The organism is Nitratireductor sp. J20-h4, from assembly GCF_056780505.1.
This window is the reverse complement of the sequence record NZ_CM165557.1, coordinates 1659537-1674005: the sequence shown is the minus strand read 5'-3', so window position 1 is coordinate 1674005 and position 14469 is coordinate 1659537. Positions and strand designations below refer to the sequence as shown.

General features: G+C 66.7%; 15 protein-coding genes. 10 read left to right on the top strand and 5 right to left on the bottom strand.

The window, feature by feature from the left end; all coding sequences use genetic code 11:
• Positions 1-49 precede the first annotated feature (49 nt).
• Positions 50-535 (top strand): Holliday junction resolvase RuvX, encoded by a 486-nt coding sequence (gene ruvX / locus ACT2B0_RS08160; protein WP_473463410.1) that lies wholly within the window; start codon positions 50-52, stop codon positions 533-535.
• Here ruvX and ACT2B0_RS08155 read toward each other — a convergent pair.
• Positions 502-813, bottom strand: a complete 312-nt coding sequence (locus ACT2B0_RS08155) for a DUF6105 family protein (protein ID WP_473463407.1) — start codon at positions 811-813, stop codon at positions 502-504. The genes ruvX and ACT2B0_RS08155 overlap by 34 nt on opposite strands.
• A complete protein-coding gene (locus tag ACT2B0_RS08150; protein WP_473463405.1) occupies positions 813-1580 on the bottom strand; it encodes a hypothetical protein in 768 nt (255 codons plus the stop codon). The genes ACT2B0_RS08155 and ACT2B0_RS08150 overlap by 1 nt, the downstream gene beginning before the upstream one ends.
• Here ACT2B0_RS08150 and ACT2B0_RS08145 point away from each other — a divergent pair.
• Positions 1579-2517 carry an AEC family transporter gene (locus tag ACT2B0_RS08145; protein WP_348054242.1) on the top strand — a complete coding sequence of 313 codons (939 nt, stop codon included), beginning with the start codon at positions 1579-1581 and terminating at the stop codon, positions 2515-2517. The genes ACT2B0_RS08150 and ACT2B0_RS08145 overlap by 2 nt on opposite strands.
• Here the strand turns inward: ACT2B0_RS08145 and ACT2B0_RS08140 are convergent.
• The gene (locus ACT2B0_RS08140) at positions 2499-4127 is read right to left on the bottom strand and encodes an acyl-CoA dehydrogenase family protein (RefSeq protein ID WP_473463402.1); all 1629 of its coding nucleotides are present in this window, start codon (positions 4125-4127) and stop codon (positions 2499-2501) included. The genes ACT2B0_RS08145 and ACT2B0_RS08140 overlap by 19 nt on opposite strands.
• Before the next feature lie 344 nt (positions 4128-4471).
• Here ACT2B0_RS08140 and ACT2B0_RS08135 point away from each other — a divergent pair, with 344 nt between their 5' ends.
• Genes ACT2B0_RS08135 through dprA form a run of 4 tightly spaced genes read left to right on the top strand, consistent with a single transcriptional unit; the run spans position 4472 to position 8489 of the window.
• The gene (locus tag ACT2B0_RS08135) at positions 4472-5434 is read left to right on the top strand and encodes an aspartate carbamoyltransferase catalytic subunit (protein WP_473463400.1); all 963 of its coding nucleotides are present in this window, start codon (positions 4472-4474) and stop codon (positions 5432-5434) included.
• Positions 5431-6714 carry a dihydroorotase gene (locus ACT2B0_RS08130; protein ID WP_473463397.1) on the top strand — a complete coding sequence of 428 codons (1284 nt, stop codon included), beginning with the start codon at positions 5431-5433 and terminating at the stop codon, positions 6712-6714. The genes ACT2B0_RS08135 and ACT2B0_RS08130 overlap by 4 nt, the downstream gene beginning before the upstream one ends.
• Before the next feature lie 30 nt (positions 6715-6744).
• Positions 6745-7359 (top strand): glycerol-3-phosphate 1-O-acyltransferase PlsY, encoded by a 615-nt coding sequence (plsY, locus tag ACT2B0_RS08125; RefSeq protein ID WP_473463395.1) that lies wholly within the window; start codon positions 6745-6747, stop codon positions 7357-7359.
• A complete protein-coding gene (dprA, locus tag ACT2B0_RS08120) occupies positions 7359-8489 on the top strand; it encodes a DNA-processing protein DprA (protein ID WP_473463392.1) in 1131 nt (376 codons plus the stop codon). The genes plsY and dprA overlap by 1 nt, the downstream gene beginning before the upstream one ends.
• Positions 8490-9549: 1060 nt before the next feature.
• Here dprA and ACT2B0_RS08115 read toward each other — a convergent pair.
• Entirely contained in the window at positions 9550-10200 is a 651-nt protein-coding gene (locus tag ACT2B0_RS08115) for a YiaD family glycine zipper/OmpA-like lipoprotein (protein WP_473465860.1), read from the bottom strand.
• A gap of 127 nt (positions 10201-10327) precedes the next feature.
• Positions 10328-10759 (bottom strand): Fur family transcriptional regulator, encoded by a 432-nt coding sequence (locus ACT2B0_RS08110; RefSeq protein ID WP_350065193.1) that lies wholly within the window; start codon positions 10757-10759, stop codon positions 10328-10330.
• A 160-nt stretch (positions 10760-10919) separates the two neighbouring features.
• On the opposite strand from ACT2B0_RS08110, the gene ACT2B0_RS08105 reads away from it, so the two are divergent.
• The 4 genes from ACT2B0_RS08105 to ACT2B0_RS08090 are packed head-to-tail and all read left to right on the top strand — an operon-like array spanning position 10920 to position 14462.
• The gene (locus ACT2B0_RS08105) at positions 10920-11810 is read left to right on the top strand and encodes a metal ABC transporter substrate-binding protein (RefSeq protein WP_473463390.1); all 891 of its coding nucleotides are present in this window, start codon (positions 10920-10922) and stop codon (positions 11808-11810) included.
• Positions 11807-12754: a manganese/iron ABC transporter ATP-binding protein gene (locus tag ACT2B0_RS08100; protein WP_473463387.1), complete on the top strand. Its 948-nt coding sequence runs from the start codon at positions 11807-11809 to the stop codon at positions 12752-12754. The genes ACT2B0_RS08105 and ACT2B0_RS08100 overlap by 4 nt, the downstream gene beginning before the upstream one ends.
• Positions 12751-13614, top strand: coding sequence for a metal ABC transporter permease (locus tag ACT2B0_RS08095; protein ID WP_473463385.1), 864 nt, complete (start codon positions 12751-12753; stop codon positions 13612-13614). Before ACT2B0_RS08100 ends, ACT2B0_RS08095 begins: the two co-directional genes overlap by 4 nt.
• Positions 13611-14462: a metal ABC transporter permease gene (locus tag ACT2B0_RS08090; RefSeq protein ID WP_473463382.1), complete on the top strand. Its 852-nt coding sequence runs from the start codon at positions 13611-13613 to the stop codon at positions 14460-14462. Before ACT2B0_RS08095 ends, ACT2B0_RS08090 begins: the two co-directional genes overlap by 4 nt.
• Positions 14463-14469: the final 7 nt, after the last annotated feature.

Genomic DNA, 14469 nt, shown 5'->3' with positions numbered 1-14469 from the left:
CGTAGGGTTTAGACCATGACGGCGCGTGGAGAAAAGGATGCTTGGCCCGATGCCGATAATTTCGATCGACGACCTGCCCGCCGCCCTCGAGCCGGGGCGCACGCTCGCCGCGCTCGATCTCGGCGAAAAGACGGTCGGGCTTGCCGTGTCCGACAAGAGCCTGTCCTTTGCCCACCCGCGTCAGGTGCTGGCGCGGGGCAAGTTCAGCCGCGACGCCGAGGCGCTGGCGCGCGCCTTCGCCGCCGACGACGTCGGCGCGGTGATCATGGGGCTTCCGATCAACATGGACGGCAGCGAGGGTCCGCGCGCGCAGGCAAGCCGGGCTTTTGTGCGCAACATGCAGCGGGTAAGCGCGCTGCCGTTCGCCTTCTGGGACGAGAGACTGTCGACGGTGGCGGCCGAGCGGGCGCTGATCGAAATGGACGTGTCGCGCAAGAAGCGCAGCGGGCGCATCGATTCGGCCGCGGCCGCCTTCATCCTGCAGGGCGTGCTCGACAGGCTTCAGGCCCTGGGCGCGGACGCTTCCTGCGGCTGAGCCTCGCGCCGGGCCGCGATCCAGGCGGCGATCTTTTTTCTGCGGCGGAAGGCGAGGATGCCGAAGATCAAAAACGTGTCGACGACGCAGGCGCGGGCGATCAGCGCCGGCAACTGGTCCGGCGCGATCCCGGTGATCTGGCCGTAGACGTCGAAGACATGATCGAAAAGCACGCGGCTGAAAAACAGCATGCCGAAATTCCAGTCGTTCGACGCAAGCAGGAACCAGGACCAGAAAAGGCCCATCGGCACCGCCCAGAAACCCAGAATGTAACGCATCAGCTCTGCCGTTTTCCGCTCGCGCCGGGGCGGCCCGAGAGTTTCGAAAGCATGGAATTATGCGCGGCCCCGAGCGCCATCAGGCGCACGGCCGGCTGCTGCGACAGGCCGTCGGGGTGGATCTGCGGCCTTGCCGGGCTGGCCGCGACGGCGTGGCGCGCTTCAGCCCGCATGGCCAGAAAGGACACCAGCAGCGCAACGACGTGGATCGAGGCGGCAACGAACGCGCCCTGCCCGCCGATCGCCGTACCTGCCGCCATCAGCACCGTCATCAGGCCGGTTCCCGCGCCGAAGGCCAGCCGCGCAAGGTCGTCGGTATCGCTGTTGGCATCGGCCTTTTCGAACAGGGCCGACAGCAGGGTCCAGACAAAAAGCACGGCGGCCAGGATCGTGCCGAAGGCGAGCGCGCTGGCGTATAGCGGTGAATCGATCGGCGTCGGACGCGCCGTCCACGGGCCGAGGTCGAGCGCGCGGTAAACGAGCGCCGCCGCGCCGCCGTCATCGGTGAGCGCGATAAAGGCCAACATGCCGAAAAACGCCGACCAGAAGGCCAGAACAAATAGGGAAAGAATCTTCTTCATCGTCATCCGATCTGTCCGCCGCACAGTGCCGGGCCGGCCGCACGGCCGCAATGCAAACCATTTGTTAAGGTTAACGGGGTCGGCCCGGCGCGGGCCCGGTGGCGGGATCGGGCCGACGGGCGTTTCCATTTCGCGGTCAACCGCACTAAAACCCGGCAACATCCACCGGAAAGTCCCTGCCCGCATGCTCGCCACCTTCGAAAGCACCCTGCCGATCTTTCTGCTTCTGGTCGCCGGCAATCTGTTGCGCCGGCTGCCGCTGGTCGACGACGCGGCCTGGCCGGGGCTGGAAAAGCTCGGCTTCTGGTTCCTCTATCCCGCGCTTTTGTTCGTCACGATCCTGAACGCCGATTTTTCCGGCCTGCAGCTCGATGCCATGATCCTGGCGCTGGTCCTGTCGATCGTGGCGATGGGCGCCCTCACCCTGGCGCTGTGGCCGGTGCTGCGCGCCGGCGGGCTGGCGACGGCGCCGGAATTTTCCTCCATCTTCCAGACCTCGGTGCGCTGGAACGGCTTTATGGCGCTGGCGATCGCCGAGCGCATCTTTCCCGCCGCCGGCGTTGCCGTCGTCGCGCTGGTGATGGCGGCGATCATCATTCCCATCAACGTCCAGTCGGTCGCGGTGGTGACGCGTTTTGCCGACCGGAGCGCGCCGTGGGGTTATGTCGTGCGCTCGGTGGCGCGCAACCCGCTGATTCTCGCCTCAACGGCCGCGCTTGTGCTGCGCGCCGCCCCGTTTGACCTCTACGGCCCGCTCAACCAGACCTTCGACCTGGTCGGCCGCGCCGCGCTCGGCATGGGGCTGTTGACCATCGGCGCCGGCCTGCGCCCGTCGGAGATGCTGCGCCCGCGCATGGCGGTGTGGATCCCGGTGGTGCTGAAACTGGCCGTCTATCCCGCGCTCCTGATCGGCCTGGCGATGCTGTGCGGCGTCACCGGCCCCGAACTGCGCTATCTGGCGTTGTGCGCGGCGGTGCCGACGGCGATGAACGGGTTTTTGCTGGCGCGCCAGCTCGGCGGCGACGCCGAACTCTACGCCACCGTGACCACCCTGCAGACGGCGGTGTCGTTCCTGTCGATCCCGGCCGTGCTGACGCTCGTGGCCTATATCGGCTCGGGATAGAGCGTGTCGACGATCATGCGCGCGTCGTGGCGGGCGTCGAGCATGCCGTAGGTGCTGCGCCACTGGCCGGCGAGCCGCGTCTCCACGAAGGCGTCGGCGATGTGGCCGGCGCCCAGCCGGCGCAGTTCCGCGGCCGCGGCGGCAAGCGCGAGCTGCTCGGCCAGGATCCGGCCCGCCCCTTCGTCGGACCGCGCCACGCCCATCGCCGCGCGCAGCACCTCGGTCGTGCCCGGTCCGCTCGCGCCGAGATCGGCGGCGATGCCGTCCAGAACCGTTTCCAGAAGGGCCGGCGCCTGCTGGATGACGCGCAAGAGATCGAGCGCCATCACGTTGCCCGATCCTTCCCAGATCGCGTTGAGCGGCGCCTCGCGGTAATGGCGCGCCAGCGGCGCCTCCTCGACATAGCCGTTGCCGCCGAGACACTCCATCGCCTCGTAGACGACGCTCGGGCAGATCTTGCACACCCAGTATTTGACCACCGGCGTCATCGCGCGGGCAAAGGCGGCCGCGCCGCGATCCTCGGCCGCCTCGTCGAAGGCGCGGGCCAGGCGCAACGACAGCGCCGTGGCCGCGGCGACGTCGAGGGCGAGATCGGCCAAAACGCGGATCATCAGCGGCTGGTCGACCAGCTTGTCGCCGAACACGGCGCGGTGGCGCGTGTGGTGCACGGCCTCGCTCACCGCCGCGCGCATGATGCCGGCCGACGCCAGGGCGCAGTCGAGCCGGGTCATGGTGACCATGTCCATGATCGTGCGCACGCCGCCGCCGGGCTCGCCGACCAGTTCGCCGATCGCGTTGACGAACTCGACCTCGGAGGACGCGTTGGAGCGGTTGCCGAGCTTGTCCTTCAGGCGCTGGAGGCGGAAGCCGTTGCTATCGCCGCCGCCGAGCAGCCGCGGCACCAGGAAGCAGGACAGGCCTTCCGGCGCCTGCGCCAGAACCAGGAACGCGTCGCACATCGGCGCCGACATGAACCATTTATGGCCGGTGATGCGGTAAAACCCCTTGCCGACCGGTTCGGCCCGGGTGGTGTTGGCGCGCACGTCGGTGCCGCCCTGCTTTTCCGTCATGCCCATGCCGAGCGTCAGGCCGGCCTTTTCCACCGGCGGACGCTGCGACTGGTCGTATTTGCGCGTCGTGACGCGCGGCGCCCATTCGCGAAACAGTTTTGGCGAGGCCATCAGCGCGGCCAGCGAGGCGCTGGTCATGGTGATCGGGCACAGATGGCCGCATTCCAGGCCCGCCGTCATGAAAAAGCGCACGCCGCGCACCTGGTGGCGCTGGCCGGTCTCGGCCTGGCCGTTCTCCCAGATCGAGGCATGCAGCCCGTTGGCGACCGAGCGGCGCATCAGCGCGTGATAGGCGGGATGGTACTCGACCTGGTCGAGCCGGTGGCCGTAGCGGTCGTGGGTGCGCAGCCGCGGCGCTTCCGAATTGGCCAGCCGCGCCAGGTCCTGCGCCTCGGCCGACATCGCGAAACGGCCGACGGCGTCGAGATCCTTCCTGACCTCGGCGGAGAAATCCTCGCATAGCTGGACGAGCAGCGGGTCGCCGCGCCAGGCATTGGCGCCCGACAAAGGCGGAGGCTGGTTGGTCACCTCATGCGTCAACGACGAATCCCCTTAATCTCTGGCGCGGTATGGCCGGCGCCCGGCCTTGCCGGGTTCCAGGCATCGATATGCATGGCCGCGAAACCCTCGCCCGGATGGTTGCACGGCCCCTTGGCCCGGTCGATGTCTTAATCCGTGCCGACCGCCGGATCGGGCGGCGCGTTGCGGATTCGCGACACCGGTCAGGCTGTTATAGCCTAGGCATCGCCTTGTACGCGAACACTATTCCGTCGCGGGCGCAAGCACCCGGGCGTTTCGGCGGGTCGATTCCCTGGGGAGAAGCCGCCGGCGCGGCGGCGGCGGCTTGCGGCCGGCCGCGCCCGGCCCTATAGCAGCGCCTTGAGATGACCCAGCACCCGGCCCTTCCGCTCTACCCGCACCGCCATCTGTTGGGCATCAAGGGGCTGTCGCCGCAGGATATCGAGCTGCTGCTCGACCGGGCCGACCGCGCCGTGGCGATTTCGCGCCAGCCGGAAAAAAAGACCTCGAGCCTGCGCGGGCGCACCCAGATCAACCTGTTCTTCGAGGCCTCGACCCGCACCCAGTCCTCGTTCGAGCTCGCCGGCAAGCGGCTCGGCGCCGATGTCATGAACATGGCAGTGGCCAGCTCGTCGGTCAAAAAGGGCGAAACGCTGATCGACACGGCGATGACGCTCAACGCCATGCGGCCCGACATCCTGATCATCCGCCACGGCGCGGCCGGCGCGGCCGCGCTTCTGGCGCAGAAGGTCGGCTGCTCGGTGGTCAATGCCGGCGACGGCGCGCACGAACATCCCACCCAGGCGCTGCTCGACGCGCTCACCATCCGCCGCGCCAAGGGGCGCATCGCCCGGCTGACGGTGGCGATCTGCGGCGACATCCTGCATTCGCGCGTCGCCCGCTCCAACATTATCCTTCTAAACGCGCTCGGCGCGCGCGTGCGCGTGGTTGCGCCCTCGACATTGTTGCCGGCCGGCATCGCGCAGATGGGCGTTGAGGTGCATCGCTCGATGGCGGAAGGCCTCGCCGGCGCCGACGTGGTCATGATGCTGCGGCTGCAGCGCGAGCGCATGGCCGGGGCGCTGGTGCCGTCGGTGCGCGAATATTTCCGCTATTTCGGCCTCGACGCCGAAAAGCTGGCATGCGCCGCCGCGGACGCGCTGGTCATGCATCCCGGCCCGATGAACCGCGGCGTCGAGATCGCCTCCGAAATCGCCGACGGGCCGCAAAGCGTGATCGAGGAACAGGTGGAAATGGGGGTGGCGGTGCGCATGGCGGTGATGGAGACGCTGCTCGACCCGCGCCGCAGCCGGGACAACGCGCCATGATCACCGCCTTCACAAATGCACGGGTCGTCGATCCGTCGCGCGGCCTCGACGAGCCGGGCACGGTGATCGTCGACGGCGCCGTCATCGCGGCCGCCGGCGCCGGGGCCCGCAACCAGGGTCTGCCCGAGGGGGCGAACACCGTCGATTGCGGCGGCCGCGTCGTCATGCCGGGTCTGGTCGATGCCCGCGTGTTCGTATCCGAGCCGGGCGCCGAACACCGCGAAACCATCGCCTCGGCGAGCGCTGCGGCCGCGGCCGGCGGCGTCACCTCGATCGTGATGATGCCCGACACCGACCCGGTGATCGACGACGTGTCGCTGGTGGAGTTCGTCCTGCGCACCGCGCGCGACACGGCGATGGTCAATGTGTGGCCGGCCGCGGCGATCACCCGGCGCCTCGACGGGCGCGAAATCACCGAGTTCGGCCTGCTGCGCCAGGCCGGCGCGGTTGCGCTCAGCGACGGGCGCCGCACGATCGCCAACGCGCTGGTGATGCGCCGCGCGCTCACCTATGCGCGCGATTTCGGCATCGTGCTGGCCCATCACACGCAGGATCGCGACCTCGCCGCGTCGGGAGTGATGAACGAGGGCCTGTTCGCCAGCTGGCTCGGCCTGCCCGGCATCCCGCGCGAGGCCGAGGCGATCCCGCTCGAGCGCGACCTTTATCTGGCGCGGCTGACCGGCGGCGCCTATCACGCCGCCTCGATCTCCACCGCCTTGTCGGCCAGCGCTGTCGCCCGCGCCAAAAATGACCGTGCCGACGTGACGGCGGCCGTGACCATCAACCATCTTTCGCTCAACGAGCTCGATATCGGCGAATACCGTACCTTCTTCCGCCTGTCGCCGCCGCTGCGCGCGGAGGAGGACCGGCTGGCCATGGTCGAGGCGGTGCGCGACGGCACGATCGACATGATCGTGTCCTCGCACGATCCCCAGGACGTCGACACCAAAAGGCTGCCGTTCGCCGACGCGGCCGACGGCGCCATCGGCCTGGAAACGCTGCTGGCGGCTGCGCTGCGGCTTCACCACAATGGCGAGGTGCCGCTCCTGCGCCTGGCCGAACTTCTGTCGGCCGCCCCGACGCGGCGCTTCGGCCTGCCCGGCGGACGGCTGGCGCCCGGCGCGCCGGCCGACCTGATCGTGGTTGATCTCGACGCGCCGTGGATCGTGCGTGAAGCGGACATTCGCTCGAAATCCAAGAACACCGCCTTCGAAGGCGCGCGCATGCAGGGCCGGGTCTTGCAAACCATGGTGGCAGGCCGCACAGTGTTTGCAACCTGACATCGGCCGCCGCCCCGCACAGGAACCGTCATGCCCGATCCGATCAGCTGGCAATTGGCCCTTCCCTACCTCATCGCCGCCCTCGTCTTCGGCTATCTGCTCGGCTCGATCCCGTTCGGCCTTGTGATCACCCGGCTGGCCGGCCTCGGCGACGTGCGCAAGATCGGCTCCGGCAATATCGGCGCCACCAATGTGCTGCGCACCGGCCGCAAGGGGCTGGCGGCGCTCACCCTGCTTGCCGACGCGCTGAAAGGCGTCGTCGCCGTGCTTGTCGCCGGGCTCTACGGGCCCGACCAGGCGGTCGCAGCCGGGCTCGGGGCCTTTCTGGGCCATTTGTTTCCCGTCTGGCTCGGTTTTAAGGGCGGCAAGGGTGTCGCGACCTATCTCGGCGTGCTGGTCGCGCTCGCCTGGCAGGGCGCGCTCGCCTTCGCGCTTGCCTGGCTTTCGGTCGCTGTTCTCACCCGCTATTCCTCGCTGGCGGCGCTGGTCGCGGCGGTCGTGGTGCCGGTCGCCCTTTACCTCCTCAACCATGTCCAGGCGGCCGAACTGTTCACGCTGATGAGCGTGATCGTGTTTTTCAAGCACCGCGCCAACATTGCCCGCCTGTTCAAGGGCACCGAAACGCGCATCGGGGCCAAGGGGTAATGGCCGCGGGCGCCGGTGCCGGTCGTCTCAGCGACCGTCAGCGCCTCGCCTGGCTGCGCCTGATCCGCACCGACAATGTCGGACCTGCCACTTTCCGCGACCTGATCAACCGGTTCGGCTCGGCCGAGCGCGCGCTCGAGGCGCTGCCGGAGCTGATGCGCAGCGGCGGCGCGCGCCGGGTGGCGGTGTGCACGGCCGAGGCGGCCGAGGCCGAGATGGAGGCGACGGCCGCGCACGGGGCGCGCATGATCGCCGTCGGCGAGCCCGACTATCCGCCGCTGCTGCGGGTGATGGAGCATCCCGCGCCGCTGATCACGGTAATCGGCGTTGCGGCCGTGTTCGCCCTGCCCACGCTCGCCATCGTCGGCGCCCGCAACGCCTCGCTGGCCGGCATCAAGCTCGCCCGCGCGTTTGCCGCCGCGCTCGGCCGCGAAGGTTACGCCGTCGCCTCGGGCATGGCGCGCGGCATCGACGCGGCCGCGCACGAGGGCGCGCTGTCGACGGGCACGATCGCGGTCCTGGCCGGCGGCATCGACAAGCCCTACCCGCCCGAAAATCACGGGCTCTACGAAGAAATTCCCCGACATGGCGGCGCGGTCATGACGGAAATGCCGTTTGGCTGGGAGCCGCGCTCGCGCGACTTTCCGCGCCGCAACCGGTTGATTGCCGGGCTCGCCCACGGGCTGGTGGTGGTCGAGGCGGCGCGGCGTTCCGGCTCGCTGATCTCGGCCAGGCTCGCCGGCGAGATGGGCCGGCTGGTCTTTGCCGTGCCGGGTTCGCCGCTCGATCCGCGCGCGGCCGGCACCAACGGGCTTTTGAAGGACGGTGCGCTGCTGGTCACCGACGTGGACGACATTCTGGCCCAGGTCGCGCCGCTGCTCGGACGCGCCGTGCCGCCGGCCGACACGCTCGACGAACCGCCCGATTTCGCCGCCACGCCGCCGCCCGGCGACGCCGACCGCGCCCGGGTGATCGAGGCGCTCGGGCCGACGCCGACCGGCGTCGACGACATCATCCGCCATACCGGCCTGCACGCCGCCCAGGTGTTCATGATCCTGCTGGAGCTCGACCTCGCCGGCCGCATCGAACGCCATCCCGGCAACCGGGTTTCGATGCTTTTCGACGACTAGAGGGTTTCCAGGCGAGGTGGAAGCCGCTTCGCCGTTCAAAAACGCGTCAAAACAATAAGTTAGGGCCGGTCTGCGATTCCGTGAAAAGCAGAACGGCTCTAGGTTTCTGCGCCCCGCCACGGGCGCGGGCGGCCATGAAAAAGGGCCGCGCGGGGCGGCCCTTTTATTGTCGGAAAAATCGCCGTGCGGCGCGGCTTCAGGTGATCGGCGCCAGGTGGATTTCCACGCGCCGGTTCTGCGCCCGGCCAGCCGCCGTCGGCAATGGTCAGAAGGTTCGGCTGGCGGATCCTGTTCCTGCCGCCTCAATCGTCGAACTACAACCGGGCCTTGAATAGCCTGTCACTCTCGCGAGGCACTTCTGAGGAATGCCGCCACCAAGACCATCACAAATTCTGGTCCGCCGTGTCCGAGGGCACTCCTGCATTCACGCCCGAGGAATTCTCGGTGCCACTTCCAAATTACAAGCTAAGAACTCAAATAGATATACTCAATTTTAATTCTTACATCCATTTTTGTCACACGTAATACGCTCATGTGTATTGACCCAGTGAGAAGGATTATCTCTTGTATTAAATCCACAACCCGTAGTGCCGCCCGCTGAGCCACTGTGCACGATTCCTGTAGGTGTATGCCGTACCGCCATTCCCAACCTCCTTAGGAGCAATATCAACTACATATGCCAACGACCGAACAAACATCGACTTCATCGAATCATTACTCCGAAATAATATCACCGATTGCAATCAACACAAGACACAACCGATGCGACCCTCCCGACGCCAAATTCACACGGTGCAATTTGGCCAGCTTAATTGATCTTCTTCATCATATCTCGCGTCCTTGTTCGTAATTCAACGCGAGCGTGTCGAGGCTCATGCACGGGGCGCTTCATTCCCATCCATTCACCTCGCCTGCCGCATCGAACGCCATCCCGGCAACCGGGTTTCGGTGCTTTACGACGACTAGGTTTCTGCGCCCCGCCACGGGCGCGGGCGGCCATGAAAAAGGGCCGCGCGGGGCGGCCCTTTTGTTGTCGGAAAAATCGCCGTGCGGCGCGGCGTCAGGTGATCGGCGCCAGGTGGATTTCCACGCGCCGGTTCTGCGCCCGGCCAGCCGCCGTCGCGTTCGACGCGATCGGCTGGGTCTCGCCGAGGCCGACGATGGCGAAGCGGCGCGGATCGACGCCCTGGCCGCTCAGATAGCCGGCCACCGACGAGGCGCGGCGCTGCGACAGGTTCAAATTGTAATTGTCGTCGCCGGTCGAATCGGTGTGGCCGTAAACGTCGACAATGGTGCGGTTGTACTTCTTCAGCACCAGCGCCACCGAATTGAGCGTGCCGTAAAAGCCCGGCTTGACCGCATCCTGGTCGCTGTCGAAGGTGATGTTGGAGGGCATGTTGAGCACGATCAGGTCGCCCTGGCGGGTGACGCCGACGCCGCTGCCGCGCAGGTCGGCGCGCAGCTGGGCTTCCTGCTGGTCCATATAGGAGCCGACGGCCGCGCCGGCGAGCGCGCCGATGCCCGCGCCGATCAGCGCGTTGCGGCGGTCGTTGCCGCCGGCCAGGGTTCCCAGGCCCGCGCCGGCCAGCGCGCCGAGCGCGGCGCCGCCGGCGGTGTTTGAAACCTTGCGCTCGCCCGTATAGGGGTCGGTCGTGCAGGCGCTGGCCGCGAATGCCGCGACAAAGGCGGCGGCCACGATTTTCTTGTTGATCATCAAAATCCCTCTCCTCGTCGACCGCCGTTGACGGACGGTCCTTCAATTGTGGCCGGTATCGCCAAATTGCGGCGAAAACCCGGCCTCGGCTGGTTTTACGGCTATTGGGCCAGCGGCGAAAAACTCATGCGGAGCGCCTTTTGCGGCCATAGAGTTCCAGTTTGTGATGCAGGATGTCGTAGCCCAGTTCGCGCGCGATCTCGTCCTGCAGTTTCTCGATCTTGTCGGAGCGGAACTCGATCACGTCGCCGGTCTCCACATCGATCAGATGGTCGTGGTGCTCCTCGCCGGCATGCTCGAACCGCGACGGTCCGCCTGCGAAGGCATGGCGCTGGATCGTGCCGTGCTCCTCCAGAAGCTTCATCGTCCTGTAGACGGTCGACAGGGAGATGTTCTTGTCCTCCTTCACCGCGCGGCGAAAAATCTCGTAGGCGTCGGGATGGTCGTCGGTTTCCGAAACGATGCGCAAAATGATGCGGCGCGGGCGTGTGATGCGAATGCCTGCCTTGCGCAGCTCCGTCTCGTGGTCGACCCGTCCTGTCGTGTGTTCCGTCATCGCCGGACTATGGTCCAGATGACAATCAGTTGCAAATGACGCGGTCGTCCGTTCCAACGCTTTTTTTGTTGCAAACGATTTGCATTTGCATTGACAAGCAAGGCCGAAGCGGTATTGTCATGATCGACCTCATTCTTCCCGATCCGCACCGGAGACATATATGCGCCTGACCACCCTGGCCTTTGCCACCCTCCTCGCCTTCGCGGCATCCTCGTCCGCTGCGGCCGCTGCCGAACGGCTGAAGGTCGTGACCACCTTCACCGTGATCGCCGACATGGCCCGCAACGTCGCCGGCGACGCCGCCGACGTGGTGTCGATCACCAAGCCGGGTGCCGAAATCCACAATTACCAGCCCACGCCGGGCGACATCCTCAAGGCGCAGGACGCCGATCTCATCCTGTGGAACGGGCTCAATCTCGAATTGTGGTTCGAACGCTTCTTCCGCAATCTGCGCGACGTGCCCAGCGTCGTGGTGTCGGAGGGCGTTGAGCCGATGGGCATCGCCGAGGGGCCCTATACCGGCAAGCCGAACCCGCATGCCTGGATGTCACCGACCAGCGCGCTGATCTATGTCGACAATATCCGCAAGGCGCTGGTCGAGCGCGATCCGCGGAACGCGGCAACCTACGACGCCAACGCAAAAGCCTATGCCGACGAGATCATGGCGACGATCACGCCGATCCGCGAGCGACTGCGGCGGATTCCGGAGGAACGGCGCTGGCTGGCGACCAGTGAAGGCGCGTTCAGCTATCTGGCGCGCGATTTCGACCTCAAGGAGCTTTATCTGTGGCCGATCAATGCCGACAGCCAGGGCACGCCGCAGCAGATCCGCAAGGTGATCGACATCATGCGCGAGCAGAAGGTGCCCGCGATCTTTTCCGAAAACACCGTGTCGGACAAACCGGCCAGGCAGGTGGCGCGCGAGACCGGCGCGGCCTATGGCGGGGTGCTTTACGTGGATTCGCTCAGCCAGCCCGACGGCCCGGTGCCGACCTATCTCGACCTGTTGCGGGTGACGACGGAGACGATCGCCGAGGGGCTTTCGGAATGAACCTCGCCACACGTCCCAAAACCAGATCGTCCGCCGGTCTGGACGGCCTCGTCGCCGACAAGGTCACCGTGACCTACCGCAACGGCCACACCGCGCTGTTCGACGTCGATTTCGCGATCCCGAAAGGCACGATCACCGCCCTGGTCGGCGTCAACGGCAGCGGCAAGTCGACCCTGTTCAAGGCGATCATGGGTTTCGTGCCGCTCGCCCGGGGCTCGGTCTCCATCCTGGGCGAGCCGGCCGGCCGCGCGCTCAAGCGCAACGTGGTCGCCTATGTGCCGCAATCCGAGGAGGTCGACTGGAATTTTCCGGTCCTGGTCGAGGACGTGGTCATGATGGGCCGTTACGGCCACATGAATTTTCTGCGCCTTGCCTCGCGCCAGGACCGCCGCCTGGTCGACGCCGCGCTCGAGCGCGTCGGCATGAGCGCCTTTCGCCAGCGCCAGATCGGTGAACTCTCCGGCGGGCAGAAAAAGCGCGTCTTCCTGGCGCGCGCGCTCGCCCAGGAGGGCGAAATCATCCTGCTCGACGAGCCGTTCACCGGCGTCGACGTCACCACCGAGGCCACCATCGTCACGCTGTTGAAGGAACTGCGCGACGAGGGCCGCGTCATGCTGGTATCGACCCATAATCTGGGCAGCGTGCCGGACTTCTGCGACCGCGCGATCCTGATCAACCGCACGGTCCTGGCCGCCGGACCAACCGAAAAAGTCTTCACCAGGGCCAATCTGGAAGCCGCCTTCGGCGGCGTGCTGCGCCATTTCGTGCTCGGCGGCGCCGACCTGCACGACGACGCCGACACCCGTCAGGTCACCGTCATCACCGACGACGAGCGCCCGTTCGTGCTTTACGGCGAAAAGGGCGAGGACGGCGCGCCAAGCCGGCCGACGGCGCTCGACGCCGAAACCGAAACCGACGGCACCGCCGGGCGGGCGAAATCATGATCGCGACCCTGCTCGAGCCGTTTTCCTACGGCTACATGATCAACGCCATCTGGGTCAGCGCGCTGGTCGGCGGTGTATGCGCCTTCCTGTCGGCCTATCTGATGCTCAAGGGCTGGTCGCTGATCGGCGACGCGCTGTCCCATTCGATCGTGCCCGGCGTGGCCGGCGCCTATATGCTGGGCCTGCCGTTTTCGCTCGGCGCGTTCCTATCGGGCGGGCTCGCCGCCGGTGCGATGCTGTTCTTGAACCAGCGCACCAAATTGCGCGAGGACGCCGTCATCGGGCTGATCTTCACCTCGTTCTTCGGCCTCGGCCTGTTCATGGTCTCGCTGTCGCCGGCCTCGGTCAACATCCAGACCATCGTGCTCGGCAATATCTTGGCGATCACGCCGGGCGACACGCTGCAGCTCGTCATCATCTCCGGCGTCTCGCTGATCGTGTTGCTGGCCAAGTGGAAGGATCTGATGGTGGTGTTTTTCGACGAAAACCACGCCCGCTCGATCGGCCTCAACCCGTTCTGGCTCAAGGCGGTGTTTTTTACGCTGCTGTCGGCGTCCACGGTCGCCGCGCTGCAGACCGTCGGCGCCTTTTTGGTGATCGCCATGGTGGTCACGCCCGGCGCCACCGCCTATCTGCTGTGCGACCGCTTTCCGCGCCTGATCCTGGTCTCGGTCGCCATCGGCGCGCTCACCAGCCTGACGGGCGCCTATCTGTCCTATTTCCTCGACGGCGCCACCGGCGGCATCATCGTCGTCATGCAGACGCTGGTGTTTCTCGCCGCCTTCGTCTTCGCGCCCAAGCACGGCATGCTGGCCGCCCGCCGCAAGGCGCGCGCCGTCCTGGAGGCAACGCCATCATGATCGACACGCTGCTTTTGCCATTCGCCTTTGCCTTCATGCAGCAGGCTTTTGTCATCGCCGTGCTGGTGGCGCTGCCGATGGCGCTATTGTCGACCTTCCTGGTGCTGAAGGGCTGGTCCTTGATGGGCGACGCGGTCTCGCACGCCGTCCTGCCAGGCATCGTGCTCGCCTACATGGCCGGCATCTCGCTGGCCATCGGCGCCTTCGCCGCCGGCATGATTTGCGCCGTCGCGACCGGTTTCTTGAAGGAAAACAGCCGCGTGAAGGAAGACACGGTCATGGGCGTGGTGTTTTCGGGCATGTTCGGCCTCGGCATCGTGCTTTATCTGTCGATCGAGACCGACATGCATCTCGACCATATCCTGTTCGGCGACATGCTGGGCGTGGTGTGGGCCGACGTGGCCGAAAGCGCCGTGATCGCCGCGCTGGTGTGCGGCCTGCTCTTGCTGCGCCGGCGCGACCTGCTGCTTTTGTCCTTCGACGAACAGCACGCGCGCGCCATCGGCCTGCCGGTGCGCCTGCTCCATTACGGGCTTCTGGCGGTGCTGTCGCTGACCATTGTCGGCGCGCTCAAGGCCGTCGGCATCATTTTGGCGATCGCCATGCTGATCACGCCGGGCGCCACCGCCTTCCTCCTGGCGCGCCGTTTCGGCCCGATGATGGCGATCTCGGCGCTGGTGGGGGTCGGCTCGAGCTTTTTCGGCGTCTATCTGTCGTTTTTCCTCGACAGCGCGCCGGCCCCGACGATCGTGCTATTGATGACGGCGTCCTTCCTCGCCGCCTTCATCCGCACCCGGCTCGTGGCGGCGCGCACCGGGCGCGCGGTTCCCGGTCCGGCGCAATTGTGAATGGCTG